The 20,778-nt window shown below is 64.9% G+C and carries 20 protein-coding genes; 13 read left to right on the top strand and 7 right to left on the bottom strand.

Features of this window, described 5'->3' with window-relative positions; all coding sequences use genetic code 11:
• Positions 1-50: 50 nt before the first annotated feature.
• Positions 51-1,310 carry an ABC transporter substrate-binding protein gene (locus tag AYJ54_RS14190; RefSeq protein ID WP_063699515.1) on the bottom strand — a complete coding sequence of 420 codons (1,260 nt, stop codon included), beginning with the start codon at positions 1,308-1,310 and terminating at the stop codon, positions 51-53.
• A 173-nt stretch (positions 1,311-1,483) separates the two neighbouring features.
• Here AYJ54_RS14190 and AYJ54_RS14185 point away from each other — a divergent pair, with 173 nt between their 5' ends.
• From AYJ54_RS14185 to AYJ54_RS14170, 4 genes are all read left to right on the top strand, one after another.
• On the top strand, positions 1,484-2,977 hold the full coding sequence (locus AYJ54_RS14185) for an AMP-binding protein (protein WP_063699723.1): 1,494 nt from the start codon (positions 1,484-1,486) through the stop codon (positions 2,975-2,977).
• A complete protein-coding gene (locus AYJ54_RS14180) occupies positions 2,974-3,621 on the top strand; it encodes a TetR/AcrR family transcriptional regulator (RefSeq protein WP_063699514.1) in 648 nt (215 codons plus the stop codon). The genes AYJ54_RS14185 and AYJ54_RS14180 overlap by 4 nt, the downstream gene beginning before the upstream one ends.
• Positions 3,618-5,528, top strand: a complete 1,911-nt coding sequence (locus tag AYJ54_RS14175; RefSeq protein WP_063699513.1) for a flavin-containing monooxygenase — start codon at positions 3,618-3,620, stop codon at positions 5,526-5,528. The genes AYJ54_RS14180 and AYJ54_RS14175 overlap by 4 nt, the downstream gene beginning before the upstream one ends.
• A gap of 194 nt (positions 5,529-5,722) precedes the next feature.
• Positions 5,723-6,358: a 2-hydroxychromene-2-carboxylate isomerase gene (locus AYJ54_RS14170; RefSeq protein WP_063699512.1), complete on the top strand. Its 636-nt coding sequence runs from the start codon at positions 5,723-5,725 to the stop codon at positions 6,356-6,358.
• 9 nt (positions 6,359-6,367) lie between these two features.
• Here the strand turns inward: AYJ54_RS14170 and ald are convergent, their stop codons facing one another.
• Complete coding sequence (gene ald / locus AYJ54_RS14165; RefSeq protein WP_063699722.1) at positions 6,368-7,483, bottom strand: alanine dehydrogenase; 1,116 nt, start codon at positions 7,481-7,483, stop codon at positions 6,368-6,370.
• Between the two features lie 143 nt (positions 7,484-7,626).
• Here ald and AYJ54_RS14160 point away from each other — a divergent pair, with 143 nt between their 5' ends.
• The 6 genes from AYJ54_RS14160 (at position 7,627) to AYJ54_RS14135 (ending at position 15,024) form a co-directional block, all read left to right on the top strand.
• Positions 7,627-8,106 carry an Lrp/AsnC family transcriptional regulator gene (locus tag AYJ54_RS14160; RefSeq protein WP_063699721.1) on the top strand — a complete coding sequence of 160 codons (480 nt, stop codon included), beginning with the start codon at positions 7,627-7,629 and terminating at the stop codon, positions 8,104-8,106.
• Positions 8,107-8,241: 135 nt separating this feature from the next.
• Entirely contained in the window at positions 8,242-8,733 is a 492-nt protein-coding gene (locus AYJ54_RS14155) for a (2Fe-2S)-binding protein (RefSeq protein ID WP_063699511.1), read from the top strand.
• Entirely contained in the window at positions 8,730-9,746 is a 1,017-nt protein-coding gene (locus AYJ54_RS14150; RefSeq protein WP_063699510.1) for an FAD binding domain-containing protein, read from the top strand. Before AYJ54_RS14155 ends, AYJ54_RS14150 begins: the two co-directional genes overlap by 4 nt.
• 7 nt (positions 9,747-9,753) lie before the next feature.
• Entirely contained in the window at positions 9,754-11,961 is a 2,208-nt protein-coding gene (locus tag AYJ54_RS14145; RefSeq protein WP_063699509.1) for a xanthine dehydrogenase family protein molybdopterin-binding subunit, read from the top strand.
• A 120-nt stretch (positions 11,962-12,081) separates the two neighbouring features.
• Positions 12,082-14,439 carry an Orn/Lys/Arg family decarboxylase gene (locus AYJ54_RS14140; protein WP_063699508.1) on the top strand — a complete coding sequence of 786 codons (2,358 nt, stop codon included), beginning with the start codon at positions 12,082-12,084 and terminating at the stop codon, positions 14,437-14,439.
• A 6-nt stretch (positions 14,440-14,445) separates the two neighbouring features.
• Positions 14,446-15,024 (top strand): GNAT family N-acetyltransferase, encoded by a 579-nt coding sequence (locus AYJ54_RS14135; RefSeq protein WP_063699507.1) that lies wholly within the window; start codon positions 14,446-14,448, stop codon positions 15,022-15,024.
• Between the two features lie 15 nt (positions 15,025-15,039).
• On the opposite strand, the gene AYJ54_RS14130 is transcribed toward AYJ54_RS14135, so the two are convergent.
• Both AYJ54_RS14130 and AYJ54_RS14125 read right to left on the bottom strand, forming a co-directional pair.
• Positions 15,040-15,249, bottom strand: coding sequence for a hypothetical protein (locus AYJ54_RS14130; RefSeq protein WP_063699506.1), 210 nt, complete (start codon positions 15,247-15,249; stop codon positions 15,040-15,042).
• A gap of 169 nt (positions 15,250-15,418) precedes the next feature.
• A complete protein-coding gene (locus AYJ54_RS14125) occupies positions 15,419-16,468 on the bottom strand; it encodes a hydroxyacid dehydrogenase (RefSeq protein ID WP_063699505.1) in 1,050 nt (349 codons plus the stop codon).
• A gap of 252 nt (positions 16,469-16,720) precedes the next feature.
• On the opposite strand from AYJ54_RS14125, the gene AYJ54_RS14120 reads away from it, so the two are divergent.
• From AYJ54_RS14120 to AYJ54_RS14110, 3 genes are all read left to right on the top strand, one after another.
• Positions 16,721-17,293: a thiamine pyrophosphate-binding protein gene (locus tag AYJ54_RS14120; RefSeq protein WP_063699504.1), complete on the top strand. Its 573-nt coding sequence runs from the start codon at positions 16,721-16,723 to the stop codon at positions 17,291-17,293.
• A gap of 8 nt (positions 17,294-17,301) precedes the next feature.
• Positions 17,302-17,898, top strand: a complete 597-nt coding sequence (locus AYJ54_RS14115; RefSeq protein ID WP_063699503.1) for a thiamine pyrophosphate-dependent enzyme — start codon at positions 17,302-17,304, stop codon at positions 17,896-17,898.
• 77 nt (positions 17,899-17,975) lie between these two features.
• Positions 17,976-18,350, top strand: coding sequence for a VanZ family protein (locus AYJ54_RS14110; protein ID WP_063699502.1), 375 nt, complete (start codon positions 17,976-17,978; stop codon positions 18,348-18,350).
• Between the two features lie 43 nt (positions 18,351-18,393).
• Here the strand turns inward: AYJ54_RS14110 and AYJ54_RS14105 are convergent, their stop codons facing one another.
• The 3 genes from AYJ54_RS14105 to hyi form a co-directional block, all read right to left on the bottom strand.
• A complete protein-coding gene (locus AYJ54_RS14105; RefSeq protein WP_063699501.1) occupies positions 18,394-18,780 on the bottom strand; it encodes a DUF1236 domain-containing protein in 387 nt (128 codons plus the stop codon).
• 116 nt (positions 18,781-18,896) lie between these two features.
• On the bottom strand, positions 18,897-19,784 hold the full coding sequence (locus AYJ54_RS14100; RefSeq protein ID WP_063699500.1) for a 2-hydroxy-3-oxopropionate reductase: 888 nt from the start codon (positions 19,782-19,784) through the stop codon (positions 18,897-18,899).
• Positions 19,785-19,992: 208 nt separating this feature from the next.
• Entirely contained in the window at positions 19,993-20,778 is a 786-nt protein-coding gene (gene hyi, locus AYJ54_RS14095) for a hydroxypyruvate isomerase (RefSeq protein ID WP_063699499.1), read from the bottom strand.

Here is a 20,778-nt window from a genome sequence, read left to right as displayed (position 1 = left end):
AAACAAATGAAGCAGGCGGAGGCGATCGTGCGCCTCCGCCGCGCGCGCGATCAGGTGTAGCCCTTGCTCTTCTTCCACTCGGCTTCGAGCTCGAAGATGGTCTTCCAGTCGCCGGCCTTGACCTCCGGCACGTAGGGCTCCTGCGGGATCGTGGTGCCCCAGCCGATGGCGTAGCCGACGAGCGTGTGGTCCTCGGCGCGCATGGTCACGGTGCCGTCGGCGCCGAACGGGCACTTGATCGTAAGACCAGCCAGTGCTTCCGCAAGCTTCTTGCCGTCAGCGGAGTTCGCCTTCTTCGCGGCTTCTGCCATCAGCATGACCGCGGTCGCGTTCTCCCACGACCAGTTGGTCGGATATTCGTTGTACTTCGCCTTGTAGGCGTCGCCCCACGCCGCATTCTCCGGCGTCCCCGGAAACGTCTTGATGTAGCGGTTGCCGGAGTGGATGCCCTTGGGCAGGTTCTTCACCACGGTGAGCGCGGTGTAGTCGGCCATGTTGACCGCGAAAACCTCCATCTGGCCGAACATCGCGTAGATGTTGGCCTGGTCGATATAGGAGGTGAGATCGCCGCCCCACAGGCAGGAATAGAGTGCCTGCGGTTTCGCTTGCAGGATCTTCGTCACCACCTCGGTGTAGTCCGGCTGGAACAGTTTTGGCCAGGACTCGCTGATGATCTCGACGTCTGGCGCAAAACGCTTCAGATACAGCGTGAACTCGGCCGTCGTGTCGCGGCCATACGCGTAGTCTGGCGAGCACGTCGCCCACTTCTTCAGGCCCTTGGCCTTGGCGATCGCGGCCGCATAGCTGCCGCCGACGATGGAATCGTGCACGCCCTGGCGCGCGGTCCGGAAGGCGTTCGGAATATGCTGCTTAGGGTCCGCGGTCAGCGCCGAGGTCTCCGAATTGGTGTGGATGCAGAACACGCCGAGATCGCGCGCGACCTCGTGCACTGCGAAGGCGCCGGAGGAAGCTTCCGCATCGATCAGCAACTCGCAGCCATCGGTATTGACGAGCTCGCGCGCGACGCGCGCGGCTTCCTGCGGCTGTCCCTTGGAGTCGCGGATCACCATCTCGATCTGGCGGCCCGCGAGGCCGCCCGCGGCGTTGACCTTCTCGACCTCGAGCATCACGGCATTGCGCGACGACGTGCCGAGCTGCGCCACGCGGCCCGACAGAATTGTCGGCATGCCGATCTTGATCGTCTTGGCCTGGGCGCGCGCCACCCAAGGCGCGGCAACAGTCATCGCACCGGCGCCCATCAGCGCCAGCGTTGAACGGCGGCTGATGCCCGGTCTGCGGGTTCTCGTCATCTTTCCCCTCCCTCTTTCGGGTCGGCGTTTCCTGTCCCTTGCCGGAGATCATCTCGTCTCCGTGTTCCCAACAATTTCAGAGCGTGGGGGGTGACGTCAAGCCAAAGATGAATTACGAGTCAGAATTCATCGATGAGGAAACGAGGCTGGCAACCGGCCCAAACACCCGCACAATGATCAATCTGTCGAGCTTCATCGCCTTTCATGCCCGGCGAACGCCGGACCGGTCTGCGCTGAAATATCGCGGCGAGGAGATTTCCTACGCGACCTTCGACGCGCGTATCCGGCAGGTGGCCGGCTGGCTCGCTGCGCAGGGCATCGGCGCCGGCGACGTCGTGGCCGTGCTGATGAAGAACAGCTCGGCCTTCCTCGAGCTGGTCTTCGCTACCAGCCATCTCGGCGCGGTCTTTCTGCCGATCAACTTCCGGCTCTCCCGCGACGAGGTCGGCTACATCGTCGGCAATGCCGGCGCGCGCCTCCTGATCGTCGATGAGGAATTGGCTTCAAATGCCGCCGGCGCGACGATCGTCGTGCTCGATGAGGCCGCGCAGCAGAGCGTTACGCGTCTCGCGGGCGACACGCCGCCGGCACCGATGCACGTGCGCCAGCCACCCGACCTGATGCGGCTGATGTACACCTCGGGCACGACCGACCGCCCCAAGGGCGTGATGCTCACCTACGACAATTTCTACTGGAAGTCCGCCGACCAGACGATCGCGCTGGGCCTCAGCGCCGACAGGCGGCTTCTCGTCGTCGGCCCGCTCTATCATGTCGGCGCGCTCGACCTGCCCGGCATCGCCGTGCTCTGGCACGGCGGCTTCATCGCGATCCAGCGCAACTTCGAGCCGGAAACGGCGCTTGCAGCGATCGCGGAGGACAAGCTCAACGCCGCCTGGTTCGCACCTGTCATGACCACCGCGATGCTCACCTGCTCCACGCGCGATCGCTACGACGTCTCCAGCCTGAAATGGGCGATCGGCGGCGGCGAGAAGACGCCGGAGGTGCGCATCCGCGCCTTCTCCGATTACTTCCGCAATGCGCGCTATATCGATGCCTATGGCCTCACCGAAACCGTGGGCGGCGACACCTTCATGGACGCCGGCCGCGAGATCGAGAAGATCGGCTCCACGGGCCGCGCCATCGCCCATGTCGAGATCGAGATCCGCGACGAGGCCGGCAAGACCCTGCCGCCGAACGTCAATGGCGAGATCTGCCTGCGCGGGCCGAAGATCACGCACGGCTACTGGAAGGATCCGGCGAAGACTGCGTCCGCCTTCTTCGGCGACTGGTTCCGCAGCGGCGATGTCGGCTATCTCGACGACGAGGGCTTTCTGTACCTCACCGATCGCAAGAAGGACATGATCATCTCCGGCGGCGAGAACATCGCCTCCTCCGAGGTCGAGCGCGTCATCTATGAACTGCCGGAGGTGCGCGAGGTCGCGGTGATCGGCCTGCGCGACGCGCGCTGGGGCGAGCGGCCGGTCGCGATCGTCGTGCTGGCCGAAGGCGCGAGCCTCGAACTGCCTGCCCTCACCGAACATTGCCGCGCGCGGCTCGCGAGCTTCAAGGTGCCGAAAGAGCTCGTCATTCGCGACAGCCTGCCGCGCAATCCCAGTGGTAAGATCCTCAAGCGCGTGCTGCGCGCCGAGTTGGAGACTTCCGAATGACGCAAGCAGACGTGACCGCCAAGGTGACGAAGCTCAACCGCGTCGAGCGCAACGCCTGGACCAAGCAGAAAATCTTTGACGCCGCGACCAAGATCGTCGGCAAATATGGCTATGCCGAAGCCTCCGTCGCCCGCATCACGGAACAGGCCGGCGTCGCGCAAGGCACCTTCTACAATCATTTCGAGAACCGCCAGGAGCTGCTCGACCAGCTCCTGCCCAAGATCGGCCTCGACATGGTCGAGTTCATCCGCGCCCGCACCGGCACCGCGCACGCAGCGCGACAGGAGATCGAGCGCTTCTCCGCCTTCTTCGACTTCATCCGCGAGGTGCCGGAATTTTTGCGCATCCTCAATGAGGCAGAGTTCTTCGCGCCGATCGGCTACCAGAAGCATCTCGACAACGTCTCGACCGCTTATGTGCGCATCCTGCGTCGCGCGCGGCTCGCCGGCGCGATCGACGACTACAGCGACGAGGAATTCGAGGCGATCGTCCACATGCTGATGGGCTCGCGCGGCTATCTCAGCCGGCGCTACTCCTATTCGCCCGACGGCGTCACTGCCGTGCCCGATCACGTCATCTCCGCCTATCGCAAGCTGATGACGCGCGGCCTCTTCAATTCATCCGGAGATCAGGACAAGCCATGAACATCGAATCTCCGCACAAGCCGCTCGACCTTGCCTCGACCATCGCCGAGGGCGATATCCGCTGCCTCCTGATGGTGCTCGTGCATATGACGGGCGATGAGTGCTGGCTCGAGCCGCCGTACCTGCCCAAGCGCGATATCCGCCTCATTCCCGATCCCCACGCCGGCGTGCCCAAAGAGGTCCAAGATGAGATCCGCGCCGCGGTGCTCAAACTCTTCGCCAATGGCGCGCCGAAGCCCGTCATCACCGACCCCGGCGAGGAACTGCTGCTGAAGATGATGCGTGCCTGCCTCGGCGAGAATGTCGCGCCGGAATATGCGCCCTTGATGCGCGAGGAGATGGGTTTTGTGCCGCGCGAGGCGCGCTGGACCAAGCGTCCTTCGGATGACAAGCTCGCGCAGCAGCACGTCCTGATCGTCGGCGCGGGCGTCTGCGCCATCGCGCTCGGCGTGGCGCTGAGCCACCTCGGCATCCCCTACACCATCGTCGAGAAGAACGACGAGCTCGGCGGCACCTGGTGGATCAACCGCTATCCCGGCTGCGGCGTCGACACGCCGAACCACTCCTATTCCTACTCCTTCGGCTCGCGCAACGCATGGACCCGCTATTTCTGCCAGCGCGAGGAGCTGCTCGGATACTTGCTGAAGGTCGCCGACGAATACGGCATGCGCAAGCATCTGCGCGTCAACACCGAGCTCACGTCATCGCGCTGGGACGAAGGCAAGCGGCGCTGGATCTCCACGCTCAAGACCAAGAACGGCGAAGAGACCTTCGAATCCACCGCGCTGGTCAGCGCGATCGGCCAGCTCAACGATCCCTCCCGCGCCCGCTTCAAGGGCGAGGACGACTTCAAGGGAACGATCCTGCACTCGGCGCTGTGGTCCGGTGACATCAAGCTCGACGGCAAGCATGTCGCCGTGATCGGCACCGGCGCGACATCGATGCAGCTCGTGCCGTCGATCGCGGGCCGCGTCGCCTCGGTCACGGTGTATCAGCGCAGCGCGCAATGGGCGCGGCCGGTGAAGGGTTATTCCGATCCGATCACCGAGGGCGCACGCTGGCTGCTCGCGCACCTGCCCTTCTATGTGCAGTGGTACCGCTTCAACATGTTTTGGCGCTATGGCGACGGCCTGCTGCCCTTCCTGCGCAAGGACCCGGCTTGGCCGCATCCGGAACGTGCCGTCAACAAGGGCAACGACCGGCACCGCCAGGAGCTGACCGACTTCATCCTGTCGGAGCTGAAAGATCGCCCCGACCTGATCGCCAAATGCGTGCCGACCTATCCGCCCTACGGCAAGCGCATCCTGCTCGACAACAACTGGTTCAAGACGCTGACGCGCTCCAATGTCGAGCTCGTCACCGACGCGATCGACCATTTCGACCAGAGCGGCATCGTCACCGCGGACGGCGAACACCGCCCCGCCGACATCATCGTGGTCGCGACCGGCTTCAAGGTCACGGAGATGGCCGCCCGCCTCAACATCACCGGGCGCGACGGCAAAGACTTGCGCGACGCCTGGCGCAACGACAACCCGACCGCATTCCTCGGCCTCACGGTACCGGGCTTTCCGAACTTCTTCTGCATGCTCGGCCCGAACTCCGGCCCCGCCCATGGCGGCAGCGTCATCTTCCAGTCGGAATGCCAGAGCCGCTACATCTCCGCCTGCCTCGCCGACATGATCGAGCAGGACGTCGCCGCCATCGACGTTCGCCAGGACGTGCTCGACGACTACGTCGGCAGGGTCGACGCCGAGCACGAGGCCATGATCTGGACCCATCCGGGCATGACCACCTACTATCGCAACAGCAGCGGCCGCGTGTTCTCGGCAATGCCCTGGCGGTTCGTGGACTACTGGCGCATGACGCACGACCCGGATCTCGGGCAGTACAAACTGACGAAGGGGTAAACCACCTGTCGACGCTGGCTTGCTGTAGCGTTAGTGTGCACTCTGACCACATCGTCATTGCGAGCGCAGCGAAGCAATCCAGAATCTTTCCGCGGCGGCACTCTGGATTGCTTCGCTGCGCTCGCAATGACGAATTTGCGGCGCCACTTTCCCACATTGCAAGCAGCGCCACGCGTCCGAAAGGAAGCCCTCCCATGCCCAAGCCGCACGTCCGCATCTACACCGACTACAAGAGCCCCTATGCGTTCGTCGCCAACAAGCGACTGTTCGAGCTCGAGGAGGCACACGGCGTCGAGCTGGAATGGCTGCCCTACACGCTGCGTGTCGCCGAATTCATGGGAACGGTCGAGGAACGCACGCCGCATTTCTGGCGGAAGGTGCGTTACGCCTATATGGACGCGCGGCGCTTTGCCAATGCGCAAGGGCTCACCATGAAGGGGCCGCGGCGGATCTACGATGCCTTCTATTCCAGCGTCGGCATGCTGTTCGCGCAAGCCCACGGCTTCTTCCGCCCGTATCACGACACCGTCTTCCGCCGCTTCTGGAGCCACGAGCTCGAGATCGACGATCTCTCTGACATCACCGGCGTCATCACCGCCTGCGGCGGCTCGGCCAGCGCCTTCGAAGATTACGTCCACGGCCCCGCACGCGCCGAACACGATCGCATCATCGACGAGGCCGAGGCGCTCGGCGTGTTCGGCGTTCCCACCATGGTGTTCAACGGCGAGCTGTTCTGGGGCGGCGACCGCATCGACATGCTGATCGAACGCATCAAACGGCCCGAGACGATCGAAGCCGCGCTCGGCAGCCGCTACCGCAAGCCGGCCTAAGCGGCAACTCTACGCCGCAAGCCCGCTCTCCACCGGCGCGAAGTCAAGCCCGAGACTGTCCGCCACCGCCTTGTTGGTGATGCGGCCGCGATGCACGTTGAGCCCGTTGCGCAGGTGCGGATTTTCCAGCACGGCCGCAAATCCCTTGTTCGCGAGCATCAGCCCGAACGGCAGCGTCGCGTTGTTCAGCGCCTGGCTCGAGGTCACCGGCACCGCACCCGGCATGTTGGCGACGCAATAATGCACGACGCCGTCGACCTCGTAGGTCGGATCAGTGTGCGTGGTCGGATGCGAGGTCTCGAAGCAGCCACCCTGGTCGATCGCAACATCGACCAGCACGGCACCCGGCCGCATCGATTTCAGCATCGCGCGCGTGACGAGCTTCGGCGCGCTCGCGCCAGGCACCAACACCGCGCCGATCACAACGTCGGCGGCGAACACTTCGTCTTCAACCGCCTCGATGGTGGAGAGGCGCGTCCGCACCCGCCCTATGAAGAGGTCATCGAGCTGGCGCAGCCGTGGCAATGAGCGATCGATCACGGTGACTTCGGCACCCAATCCCGCGGCCATGCGCGCAGCCTGCGTTCCGACCACCCCGCCGCCGAGCACGACGACCCGCGCCGGTTGCACGCCGGGCACGCCGCCAAGCAACAAGCCGCGGCCGCCGGCCGAGCGCTTGAGCGCGGCGCCGGCTGCCTCGATGGCGAGGCGGCCCGCGACTTCGCTCATCGGCGCGAGCAGCGGCAAGTTGCCGTTCGCGTCGGTGACGGTTTCATAGGCGATCGCGGTGCAGCCGGAGGCGAGCAGGCCCTTGGCCTGTTCGGGATCCGGCGCGAGGTGGAGATAGGTGAAGAGGATCTGGTTCTCGCGGAGCTGGGCCCATTCGCTTTTCTGCGGCTCCTTCACCTTCACGATCATGTCGGATTTGGCAAAGATGTCGCGGGCACTCTCGGCAATCGCGGCCCCTGCCCGCCGATAGACCTCGTCGGAGGCGCCGATGCCGCTGCCGGCGCCGGTCTCGACCGTGACCTGGTGCCCGGCCGCGACATATTCGCGGACAGCGCCCGGGGTGAGCCCGACGCGATATTCCTGCACCTTGATCTCCCTGGGGACACCGACGCGCATCGCGAGCTCCTTCGCCAACATGTTGATTCTTTTGTTTATCGTAGCGGCAGGTGTGGTTTGGTTTCGTGCAAATATCCGCTAGTTTCGTCGTCCCGGCGCCGGTTTCCGGCGCGGATGCGCCCTTTCACGCTGGAAACGAAACCTTGGCCCTCGACCGGAAAGACCTCGCGATCCTCGCGGAACTCACCACCAATGCGCGGGCCAGCCACACCGAGCTTGCCAACAAGGTCGGGCTGTCGAGCACGGCGCTGGCGCGGCGGCAGAAGGCGCTGGAGGATGACGGCTATATCCAGGCTTACCAGGCCGCGCTCGATCTTGCGCAATTCGGCCTCACCACCACGGTGCTGGTCCGCATCGCTCTGGAGAGCCAGAGCGATGACGCGCTGAAGGCGTTCGAGGCGGAGGTGGTCAAATGCCCCTCCGTCGTGCGCTGTTTCCTGATGTCAGGTACTGACGACTACATCCTCATCGTGCTCGCCCGCGACATCCAGGATTTCGAGCGCATCCACCGCACCGAACTGTCGCGGCTGCCGCGCGTGGCGCGGGTGCAATCGAGCTTCGCGCTTCGCGAAGTCGTCAACCGCGCAGTACCGACGGTGGTGTTCGGCGAAGGGAAACGCTGACTGCGGCTTCGCGGCAGTCCCCAGGAACCAAGCGACCGGTTGTCCGTTAGGCGCTATTGGCCAGCGGAGACGACGCGCCCTCGCGTCAGCACGGCTTGACTACTCGGCTCGGCCTCCGTCGCAGGGGACATAGACATGGCCGATGCCGCAAATCAAATTCCCGACCGCATTCCGATCGATCTCGTCGTCAATGGCGTCAGGCGCACGCTCGACCTCGTGCCCTGGACCACGCTGCTGGACGCGCTGCGCGACCACCTCGAGCTGACCGGCACCAAGAAGGGCTGCGATCACGGTCAGTGCGGCGCCTGCACCGTGCTGGTGGACGGCCGGCGCGTCAATTCCTGCCTGACGCTCGCCGTGATGAAGGACGGTGCCGAGATCACGACCATCGAGGGTCTTGCCAGCGACGGCGCGTTGCATCCCCTGCAACAGGCCTTCATCGACCACGACGCCTTCCAGTGCGGCTATTGCACGCCGGGACAGATCTGTTCGGCGGCCGGCCTGCTGGCCGAAGGCCACGCCAAAAATGCCGACGAAATCCGGGAGCTGATGAGCGGAAATCTCTGCCGCTGCGGTGGCTATCCGAACATCGTCGCGGCCATCCAGCAGGCAATGGGGCGGCCATGATCAACTTCCAGTATTCCAGGGCCACTGATGTCGCCGATGCGATTCTCCTGCTCGCCGCCCATCCCGGCGCCAAGCTCATTGCCGGCGGCACCAACCTGATCGACCTGATGAAGGAGAATGTCGAGCAGCCATCCCGACTGATCGACATTTCCCGCCTGCCGCTCCGCAAGATCGAGGAGACGGCCGACGGAGGTCTGCGCATCGGTGCCTTGGTGCCGAATTCCGATCTCGCTTACCATCCGCTGGTCGAGCAGCGCTACCCGCTGCTCGCCAGCGCCATCCTCGCCGGCGCCTCGGCGCAATTGCGCAACATGGCCTCGGTCGGCGGCAATCTGATGCAACGAACGCGTTGCGCCTATTTCTATGACACGGCGACGCCCTGCAACAAGCAAACTCCCGGCAGCGGCTGCTCGGCGATCGACGGCCGCAACCGCAACCATGCGATCCTCGGAACCAGCGCCTCCTGCATTGCGACCAATCCGTCCGACATGAGCGTGGCGCTGGCCGCGCTTGGCGCGCTCGTGCACATCGCAGGCCCATCCGGCGAGCGCGCGATGGCGCTGACGGATTTCCATCGACTCCCTGGCGATACGCCCCACATCGATACCGATCTCGGCACCGGCGAGATCATCACGGCAATCGAACTGCCGCCGCGCGGCTTTGCCCACAACTACAGCTATCTGAAAATCCGCGACCGCCTGTCCTATGCTTTCGCGCTGGTCTCGGTTGCTGCTGCGCTTGAACTTGAGGGCGATACGATCAGCGAGGCACGCGTGGCCCTCGGCGGTGTGGCCCACAAGCCCTGGCGTAGCCTCGAAGCCGAAACGGCGTTGCGTGGCCAGGCGGCGACGACGGATCGTTTCTCTCGCGCCGCGGATCTCCTGCTGCGGGGAGCAACGGCCAGTTCGCATAACCGCTTCAAGATCGAGCTCGCGCGCCGCGCCATCGTGCGGACGCTGACGCAGGCCGCAAGCGCGACGCCGCAATCGCAAGCCCACAAGAAGATCGCATGAGGGGCCAATGAACGCCTATGTCGGAACGGCAACATCCCGCGTCGACGGCCGGGCCAAGGTCACCGGGGCCGCCAAATATGCCGGCGAATTCGCAGCCGACGGACTCGCGCATGGCTTCGTCGTCGCGGCCACCATTCCACGCGGGCGCATTGCCCGCCTCGACACCAGCGAAACGCTGAAGGTGAAGGGCGTGCTCGACGTGCTCACCCATGCGCACCGCCCGCCCCTTGCCGACAAGGACGAAGCCTGGAAGGACGAGGTGGCTCCGGAGGAAGGTTCGCCGTTCCGTCCGCTCTATGACGACAGCATCAAGTTCAACGGCCAGCCGATCGCGCTGGTCGTGGCGGAGGACTGGGAAACCGCAAAATTTGCCGCGACGCTGGTGCGTGTCGACTATCAGGAGGAGCAGTCATTTGCGACCGACCTCGAAGCCGAGCGCAGCAAGGGCGCCGAAGTGAAGCAGCTGCACAAGCCGCGCGGCGATGCCGCGAGAGCGCTTGCCGGCGCTTCCGTGCGGCACGAGGCGGACTACTTCGTTCCAACCGAGCACCACAACCCGATGGAGCTCTTTGCGACCACGACCGTGTGGGACGGCAACGGCAGGCTCACGGTCTACGACAAGACGCAAGGCGTCCAGAACGTCCACAAATTTCTCTGCAGCGTGTTCGGCAAGAAGCCGGATGACATCCGCGTGCTCTCGCCCTATGTCGGCGGCGCCTTCGGCTCCGGCTTGCGGCCGCAATATCAGGTGGTGCTGGCAACGCTTGCCGCGCTCGCGCTGGAGCGGTCGGTTCGCGTCGGGCTGACCCGCCAGCAGATGTATGGGTTAGGTCACCGGCCGGCGACGATCGAGCGCGTCGGGCTCGGCGCGAAGCCAGACGGCACGCTCGACGCTGTCACGCACGAGGCCACGGCCGTCACCTCGCGCTACGAGGATTTCTCGCGCAACGACACCGGCTGGGCGGAACAGCTCTACAAGAGCCCGAACAGCCGTTTTTCCCACAAGCTTGTCCGCCTCGACGTCTCCACCCCCTGCGACATGCGCGCGCCGGGCGCGGCTTCGGGCGTCTGTGCGCTCGAATGCGCCATGGACGAATTGGCCGTCGCGCTCAAGCTCGACCCGATCGAGCTGCGTCTGAAGAGCTATTCGGATCGCGACCAGAGTGAAGACCTCCCCTACACCAGCAAGCAGCTCCGCGAATGCTACGCCCGCGGCGCAGAAGCCTTCGGCTGGAGCAGGCGCAATCCTGCGCCGCGCTCGATGCGTGATGGCAAGGAGCTGGTCGGCTGGGGCATGGCGACGGGCGTGTGGGAGGCGCTGCAGATGCCGGTCGCCGCCCGCATCGTGCTGACCGCGAACGGCCATGCCGAGGTGTCCTGCGCGGCGTCCGATATCGGCACCGGCACCTACACCATCGTGGCGCAGGTGGCAGCCGATGCGCTCGGGCTGCCGATCGAGAACATCAGCGTCAGGCTCGCCGACTCGACCCTGCCGCAAGCCCCCGTCGAGGGCGGTTCCTGGATGGCTGCATCGAGCGCCCATGCGGTGCTGGGCGCGGCCGAGGACATTCGCCAGGACCTCGCGCGTCTTGCCAGCACGATGCCCGCCTCGCCGCTCGGCGGCGTCGATGCGGCCGATGTGATCCTTGTCGACGGCACGATCAGCAAGAACGGCGACAAGGGTCGTGCCGTCTCGATCGCGGATGCGATGCGCTACGGCAAGCTCGAGCGGTTGGAGAAGCAGAAGCTCAACCAGTTCGCGGAGGACAAGTCGCACGCCCGTAACACGCACTCGGCTGTCTTCGCCGAAGTGAAGGTGGACGAGCAGCTCGGCGTCATCCGCGTGACCCGTGTGGTCAGTGCCGTCGCCGCCGGGCGGATCCTGAATACCAAGACCGGGCGGAGCCAGATCATGGGCGGCGTGGTCTGGGGGATCGGGATGGCGTTGCATGAGGAGACGGTGATGGATCACCGCTTCGGCCGGATCATGAATCCGAACATCGCCGAGTACCATATCCCCGTGAACGCCGACATCCACGACATCGACGTGATCTTCGTCGAAGAGCGCGACGATCGGATCAACCGGCTGGGCGTCAAGGGACTGGGCGAAATCGGTATCGTCGGCGTCCCCGCCGCGATCGCGAACGCCGTTTATCACGCCACCGGCAAGCGGATCCGCCGCTTCCCGATCACGCTGGACAAGCTCCTCGACTGACGGCGCGGAATCGGTGTTCCCACGGATAACCGACGGCTGACCGGCATGAAGCCGGTCACTGTCATCTAACTGTCATCGAATGTGCCGAGACCTGTTGCTCTGGCACATTCGGGACCTGACATGGACTATTTCAAGCGCTTCAACTTCCTGTTCGCCGCACCGGTGTTCGACGCCGACGATCTTGAAGGCATCCGCTTCAACCAGATCATCGAGGAGATCCAGCGCTCCGGCTTCGAGGTGGTCCGGGCCCGCAAGCTGGAGGACGCCGAGATCGCGGTGCAGACGGATGCCGCGATCGGCTGCATGGTGGTGGACTGGGGCAAGAAGGGTCTTGAGGGCAAGACGTCGGCGCTGATCAACCTGATGCGCCGCCGCGGCCTCGATTTCCCGATCATTCTGCTGATCCGGCGCAAGCGCTTCGAGGACCTCCCGGTCGAGGTGCTCGACTTCATCGACGGCTACGTCTTCCTGTCCGAGGAAACGCCGCCCTTCATCGCCAAGAACCTGATCAGCCGCCTCAAGCAATATGCGGAAACATTGAAGACGCCGTTCTTCGGGGCACTGGTCGACTATGCCGAGGAAGGCAACCAGCTCTGGACCTGCCCGGGCCACAATGGCGGCATGTTCTACAGCCGCAGCCCGATCGGCCGCGTCTTCGTCGAGCATCTCGGCGAGTCCGTGTTCCGCGACGACCTCGACAATTCCGTGCTCGATCTCGGCGACCTCCTCACCCATGAAGGCCCGGCGCTGAAGGCACAGAAGGAGGCTGCCGCGATCTTCGGCGCGGAGAAGACCTATTTCGTGCTCAACGGCACCTCGACCTCCAACAAGGTCGCGCTCGGCGCGCTAGTCACCGACGGCGATCTCGTGCTGTTCGACCGCAACAACCATAAGGCCGCCCATCACGGCGCGCTGATGATCAACGGCGGCATCCCCATCTATGTCCCGACCATCCGCAACGCCTGGGGCCTGATCGGCCCGATGCGCTGGGACGCGCTCGACGAGAAAGCCTTGCGCGAGGCGATCCGCAACCATCCGCTGGTCAAGGACCGCGACGCCTGGCGCAAGGAGCGGCCGTTCCGCGTCGCCGTGGTCGAGCAGTGCACCTATGACGGTTCGATCCACAACGCCGAGATGATCCTGAAGCGCATCGGTCATCTCTGCGAGTACATCCTGTTCGACGAGGCCTGGGCCGGCTTCATGAAGTTCCACCCGATCTATGCCGGCCGTTTCGCCATGGGGCTGTCGAATCTTTCTCCAGACGCGCCGGGCATCATTGCGACGCAGTCGACCCACAAGCAGCTCGCCAGCTTCTCGCAGGCCTCGCAGATCCACATCAGGGATCGTCACATCCGCGGCCAGAAGCGACGCGTCGAGCACCGCCGCTTCAACGAAAGCTTCATGCAGCACGCCTCGACCTCGCCGTTCTATCCGCTGTTCGCCTCCCTCGACGTCGGCGCGCAGATGATGAAGGGCCGCTCCGGCGAAGTGTTGTGGGACGACACGATCCGGCTTGGCATCGAGCTGCGCAAGAAGATCCGCGCCATGGGCCGCGAATTCGAGGAGAAGGAGCAGAATCCCGACCGCCGCTGGTTCTTCGAACCCTTCGTTCCCGATCGTATCGCCATTCCCGACGTCAGCCGCCCCGGGGCCGCGCACAACGTCGCCTGGGAGACGCTCTCGACCGACGAACTCGCCACCAATCCCGCGCTCTGGCAGCTCTCGCCCGACAGCACCTGGCACGGCTTTCCCGGCATGACGGAAGGCTTTGCCATGACCGATCCGAACAAGCTGACTCTGCTTACGCCAGGCTTCGATCGCGCCACCGGCGCCTATGCCGAGCACGGCATACCCGCGCCGGTCGTCGCGCAGTTCCTGCGCGAGAACCGCATCGTTCCCGAGAAGAACGACCTCAACTCCCTGCTCTTCCTGCTCACGCCGGGCGTCGAGGCGAGCAAGGCCGGCACGCTGATCTCCGGGCTCGTCGCGTTCAAGAAGCTGCACGACGACAACGCGCTGCTGGCGGACGCCATCCCGGAATTCTATCAGCGGCGGCAGGCGCGCTATGCCGGCGTGCGGCTGCGCGATCTCTGCGCCGAGATGCACCGCTTCTTCCGCGCCGCCGATGTCAGCGCGCTTCAGGCGCGGCAGTTCCTGCCCGAGCACCTGCCGGAGATCGCGCTGTCGCCGCGCGATGCGGCGCGCTGCCTGATCCGGAACGACGTCGACTACCTGCCGATCGAGGCGATCGGGAGCCGTATCGCCACGACGCCCTTCGTGGTCTATCCGCCCGGCATCGCCACCATCGTTCCCGGCGAGCGGCTGACGGAACGGGCCAAGCCCATGATCGACTATCTCAAGATGTTCGAGACCTGCTTCAACACCTTTCCGGGATTCGAGGTCGAGATCCAGGGGGTCTACAAGGAGGTCGATGCCACCGGCCGCATCGGGCTCTATACTTACGTCGTAGCCGAGTAGCTGCCGATGAACGGATCAGACGTGATGCGCGCGGATGACGAGCCGGTACTGGTCCGGCCCTCACGCGACGGCGACGTCGAGGCGATGCTGGCGATCTACCGCCATCACGTCCGCTCTGGCGTGCCGCGGGATGTCGAGGGAACCGGCGCGCCCGAACCGGACGATCTGCGCGACCGCCGCAAGAACCTGAAACAGACCCGCCTGCCGCATCTGGTCGCGACCTTTCGCGGCGAGGTTGTCGGCTATGCCTATGCGGTGTTGTTCCGCAAGCGTCCGGCCTACCGCTACACCGCGAAACACTCGATCTACGTCCACCACGAGCATCTCGGGCGCGGCGTCGGGCGGCTGTTGCTTGGGGAATTGATCGACGCCTGCGCGGCGGCCGGCTTCCGCCAGATGATCGGCTATATCGATGCCGACAACGCGCCCTCGCTGACACTGCACGAAAAGTTCGGCTTTGCACGCGTTGGCCTGCTTTGCGGCGTCGCCTATCGCAACGGCCGCTGGTCAGACACTGTCATGGTGCAACGCTCGCTCGGCGCCGGTGCAACGGCGCCGCCGCCCGCAACGTCCCCTGGACACTAGGCAGGCCCGCGGCCCTCACGACGGAAAGTCAGCCGCTTTCACCTGAATCCGGTCGGCATGCAGCGACCAGTGATGCAAGGCTTGGTCCTGGCAGAACTTCGCCTTCGCCCGCTCCTTGGCTTCGTCCTCGTCGGAGGCATCGATCTCGAGCGTGCCTTGGCAAACCTCGATCTGCCGACCATGGCCGACTACGTCCTTCATGAACCTGACGACATAAGTTGACATGGGACCTCCATTGCCTCGGCCTGCCCCATCGGCACTCTAATCCCATTTAGCCCGGATAAGGGAAGGAGAATTTGACGCGGGTCAAATCTGGTCACGGTTCCCGACTACTCCGTCATTCCGGGTTCGGCTCTTTGAGCTGCCCCGGAATGACGAGCCAGTTTGCCTGTCCCTACCCCGGCGACACGCCAAACGCCTGCTTGAATCGCTCCGCGTAGCGCGGCCAGACCTCGGGATTGATGATCCGCGGCGGCCGCTTGCCGTCGAGCGTGTCCAGCACCTGCTCGGCCGCGATCCGGCCCATGTTCTGACGCGCTTCCTTGGTCACGCCCGCGGTGTGCGGGCTCGCCAGCACATTGTCGAACTGGAGCAGCGGATGCTCCGGCGGCGGCGGCTCCTTGGACCAGACGTCGAGGCCCGCGCCGGCGATGCGCTGGTCGCGCAGCGCCTGCAGCAGCGCGTCCTCGTCATGGATGAAGCCACGCGCGGTGGTGATGAAATAGGCGTGCGGCTGCATCAGCGCGAATTCGCGCACGCTGATCATGCCGCGGCTGCCTTTGTTGAGCGGACAGGAGATCGAGACGAAGTCGGCGCGGCGCAATAGCTCGTCGAGTTCGACCTTTTCCCCGCCCCGCTCGGCCATCACCTCTTTCGTGAGGTAGGGATCGTAGGCCAGCACCTTCATGCCGAGCAGCCCCTTGCACAGCGCGGCGATGCGGCGGCCGACATTGCCGAGCCCGACGATGCCGACGGTCTTGCCTTCGACCTCATTGCCGACCAGGTCGTTGCGGTTGACGTCGCGCTCGCGCCGCAGGCGACGATCGGACTGGATGATGCGCTTGGACAGCGTCAGCATCATCGCCAGCGCATGCTCGGCGACCGAATGGGCATTGCCGCCGGACTGGTTGACGACCAGCACGCCCGCCGCGGTGCAAGCCTCGACGTCGACAGGATCGAAGCCCGCGCCATTGCTGGAGACGAGCAGCAGGTTCGGCGTCCGCTTCAGGAGGGCGGCATCGACATGGAAATGCGGCGCGAGCTCATCGCGGGCCGCGCCGACCTGGTAGACATGCGCCGCGCTCAGGATCGGCGCATAGAAGTCTTCGGGACTTTCGTTCTCGATGCGGTCGAGCCGGACGTCGGGGCGGGCCTTCAGGATGTCGATATAGATCGGATGGGCCAGATATTTGACGTAGAAGACACGCTTGTTGTTGACGGACATCAGGACCCTTCCGGCTCTGCCAGGGAGATCCGCAGGGCCAGCGCCGCACGCGCGCCTTCCATGCTTTCCTCCCGCTTTTCTCGTTGTCGTTACTTATGACATGGCGGCGCCGGCCGCGGCAGGCCGCCTGGCGCAGATCACGGTGCCGGCCCGAACATGTTGACAATCCCGCTCGCCGCGTCAAGTTCGTACCCAAGCCGCCGCGACAGCCAGAGACCAAGAAACATGCAGCGCGGCCGAAGGGAGAACGCAATGGCGATTGCGGAGCAGCATACCTCGCCCCAGCCGGCACAAGCGTCGAGCGCCGTCGAGAAGACCTGGCACGGCATCGTCCTGCAGACCCTCAAGCGGAACGAGATCAGCCTCGTGCCTTACGTGCCGGACCGCGTGCTGACGCCGCTGATCAAGAGCCTGCACGCCGATCCCTTCTTCACGACCTTTGCCACCGCCCGCGAGGAGGAAGCGGTCGGGATCGTCTCGGGCGCCTGGATGGGCGGCCGGCGCGGCGCGGTGCTGATGCAGACCTCGGGCTTTGCCACGCTCGCCAACGTGCTCGCATCGCTCGCCGTACCCTACCAGATCCCGCTGATCATGTTCGTCTCGGAGCGCGGCACGCTCGGCGAGTTCAACTACGGCCAGTCGCTGGTCTGCCGCACCATGCGTCCGGTGCTGGACTCGCTGGCGCTGGAGCACCACACCATCACCCGGCTCGACGAGCTCGAATTCATCGTCGACCGCTCGATAAAGCAGGCCGTCACAACCCAGGCGCCGGTGGCGCTGATCCTCAACCCGCTGCTCACGGGCGGCAAGGTGTTCGACAAGTGAGGCCGGCCATGGACGCGCGCAACACCAAAGTGATGAACCGGTTCGATGTCACCTCGCGCCTGATCGCGAAGCTCAAGGACGAGGAAGCCGTGATCGGCGGCATCGGCAACACCAATTTCGACCTCTGGGCCGCCGGCCACCGCCCGCAGAATTTCTATATGCTCGGGAGCATGGGCCTCGCCTTCCCGATCGCGCTCGGCGTGGCGCTGGCGCAGCCCGACCGCCGCGTCTTCGCGCTCGAAGGCGACGGCTCGCTCTTGATGCAGCTCGGCGCGCTTTCGACCATCGCGACGCTCAAGCCGAAGAACCTCACCATGATCGTGATGGACAACGGCATCTACCAGATCACCGGTGCGCAGCCGACGCCGGCCGCTGATGTCGCCGACATCGTCACTATTGCCGCCGGCTCGGGGCTTGCCAACAGCGCCTGGGCTGCGGATGAGGAGGATTTCGAGCGCCTGGTCGACGAGGCGATGTCCGCCTCCGAGCCGAGCCTGATCGCTGTCCGCATCGACGACAAGCCGGGTGTCGGCACCACCCGCCGCGATCCCGTGCAGATCCGGGAACGCTTCATGCACGGCCTCGGCGTGCGCGAGCCACTTTAACGTTTCGTCATTAACTACACGGCGATCTAGATCCTTATCCCGCGACAGCTGTTGCAAATCCGTGCTAAGCGGTGCGGATGTCCATTTTATTGCGTTCCTTTGCCTGGCTGCTCGCAGCTGCCGTCACTTTCGCCACCCTCGGACCGCCCGGCCTGCGGCCGCATTCCGATCTCGGCCAGGACGGCGAGCATGCCCTCGCCTTCATTCTGGTCGGGCTGGCCTTCGGCCTCGCCTACCGGCGGCGGCGCCTCGCGATCGCGGCTCTGTCCGTGGTCCTGATCGGCCTGCTCGAGCTGATGCAGTTCTGGGCGCCGGGACGGCATGCGCGGCTGGAGGATTTCGTGGTCGACGCGCTCACGGCCTGTCTCGGCTTTGTGCTCGCGGCTGTGGTCGATTGGGCCATGGCCCGTTTTGGCACGGGCAACATGACAAGCGAAAGCCCCGCGGAGTGATGCTCCGCAGGGCCTGAATTTTCGTCGCCGGCGTGCGCGACGATCAGTCGAGGATCCTGATGACGCGACGCGTCCGCGGCTCGACGATGACACGGCGATCATTCACGACCGCATAGCGATACTCGGTGTAGTTCGGTACGGGGTGCAGCACCACGGCCGGCGGCAACGGTTCGCCGACCACGACGCGCTCATGCACCACGACCGACGGCTCGCCGCGCGGGATGCCGCCCAGCACCGCGTTCGGAATTTCGAGACCGGCGCCGACGGCCGCGCCCACGGTGCCGCCGACCATCGCACCGACCGGGCCGCCGATCTCGCCGCCCGCACGTGCGCCGTTCGCAGCGCCCTCGGCGGTCGTCGACTGTGCAAAGGCCGCGCTCGACGCCAGCAGCGACGCGGCAGCCAACGAGATCGCAAGACGGGTTTTCATGTCCTTGCTCTCCAGTGATTGTTGTGCGCCTTCAACCGCGGGGCCCCGATCATTGTTCCGGTTCCGCACGGACGAAAGACGCGCCAATACACTGGAGACTGTTACGGCGTAACACTTCACGCCGCGGCGATTTCGTGACCTGCCATCAGTTCCAGCGCGCGCACCATCGCCGAGTGATCCCAGGCCTTGCCGCCATGCGCGGTGCAGGCCGAGAACAATTGCTGCGCCACCGCCGTGCTCGGCAGCGACAGGCCGAGCGAGCGCGCGCCTTCGAGCGCGAGGTTGAGATCCTTCTGGTGCAGCTCGATGCGGAAGCCCGGATCGAAATTGCGCTTCACCATGCGCTCGCCATGCACTTCGAGAATCCGCGATGAGGCGAAACCGCCCATCAGAGCCTGCCGTACCAGCGCAGGATCGGCACCGGCTTTGGATGCGAACAGCAGCGCCTCGCTCACCGCCTCGATCGTGAGCGCGACGATGATCTGGTTGGCGACCTTCGTCGTCTGCCCGTCGCCATTGGCGCCGACGCGGGTGACATTCTTGCCCATCTTGTCGAAAATCGGCTTCATGGTGTTGAAGGCCCGCTCGGACCCGCCCACCATGATGGTGAGGCTCGCCGCCTTGGCACCGACCTCGCCGCCCGATACCGGGGCATCGAGATAGTCGGCGCCGAGCGCCTCGATCTTCTTCGCAAACTCTGTTGTGGCCAGCGGCGAGATCGAGCTCATGTCGACGACGATCTTGCCTTTGGAGATGCCGCTCGCGACGCCGTCCTTGCCGAACAGCACCGCTTCGACGTGCGGCGTATCCGGCACCATGATGATGACGGCATCCGCCTCCTCCGCCACCTGCTTTGCCGTCTTGCACACGACGCCGCCGGCGGAAACGAGATCCGGCGCCACCGGTCCGACGTCATGCAGGAACAAGCGGTGACCCGCGGCCTGGAGATGGCCGGCCATCGGCCGTCCCATGGTGCCAAGTCCGATGAAGCCAATGTCGATCATGTCAATCGTTCCTCTATATTTGTCTAAGTTGATCCACGGGCTCGCTGCACCTCTCCCGCTTGCGGGGGAGGTCGGCGCATAGCGCCGGGTGGGGGCTCTCTCCATTCGGGGATTCTCAACGCACTTGAACGAGTCCCACCGCGGAGACACCCCAACCCCACCCCCCGCAAGGGGGAGAGGGAGCGCACTGATACCGTGGCTAGAATCCTCAGGTCTCGAACGTCTGCGCCGCGTGCCACGACAGACCTTCAAGCGTGGTGGTGCGCGGCTTGTATTCGCATCCGATCCAGCCGCGGTAGCCGATGGCGTCGAGGTGGCGGAACAGGAAGGGATAGTTGATCTCGCCAGTGCCGGGCTCGTGACGGCCGGGATTGTCGGCCAACTGAACGTGCGCGATGCGGTCGAGATATTCCTGCATGGTGCGGGCGAGATCGCCCTCCATGATCTGCATGTGATAGATGTCGTACTGTATGAAGAGGTTGCTCGAACGCACCTCGGAGATGAGCTGCACCGCCTGCTCGGTGCCGTTCAGGAAGAAGCCGGGAATGTCGAGCGTATTGATCGGCTCGACCAGGAGCTTGATGTTCTCCCTCGCCAGCGTCGAGGCCGCGAAGCGCAAGTTTCCGACCAGCGTCTCGTTCAGCTCGCGGGGATCGGCATCGACAGGCGCGATGCCGACGAGGCAGTTGAGCTGGTCGCAATCGAGTGCCTTGGCATAGTCGATGGCGCGGAATACGCCGTCGCGGAATTCGCTGACGCGATCGGGCAGGATGGCGATGCCGCGCTCGCCCGCCGCCCAATTGCCCGCGGGGAGATTGTGCAGCACCTGCGTCAGCCCATGGCTCTCGAGCTGCTCGCGGAGCTGCGCCTTGTCGAAATCATAGGGAAAGAGATATTCGACCCCACTGAAGCCCGCCGCCTTCGCCGCGGCAAAGCGGTCGACAAACGGCATCTCGTTGAAGAGCATGGTGAGGTTGGCGGCAAATCTTGGCAC

Source organism: Bradyrhizobium centrolobii (genome assembly GCF_001641635.1).
Classification (GTDB): Bacteria; Pseudomonadota; Alphaproteobacteria; order Rhizobiales; family Xanthobacteraceae; genus Bradyrhizobium; species Bradyrhizobium centrolobii.
Note: the sequence above shows the minus strand (reverse complement) of the source record. Positions and strands in the feature narration are given on the sequence as shown.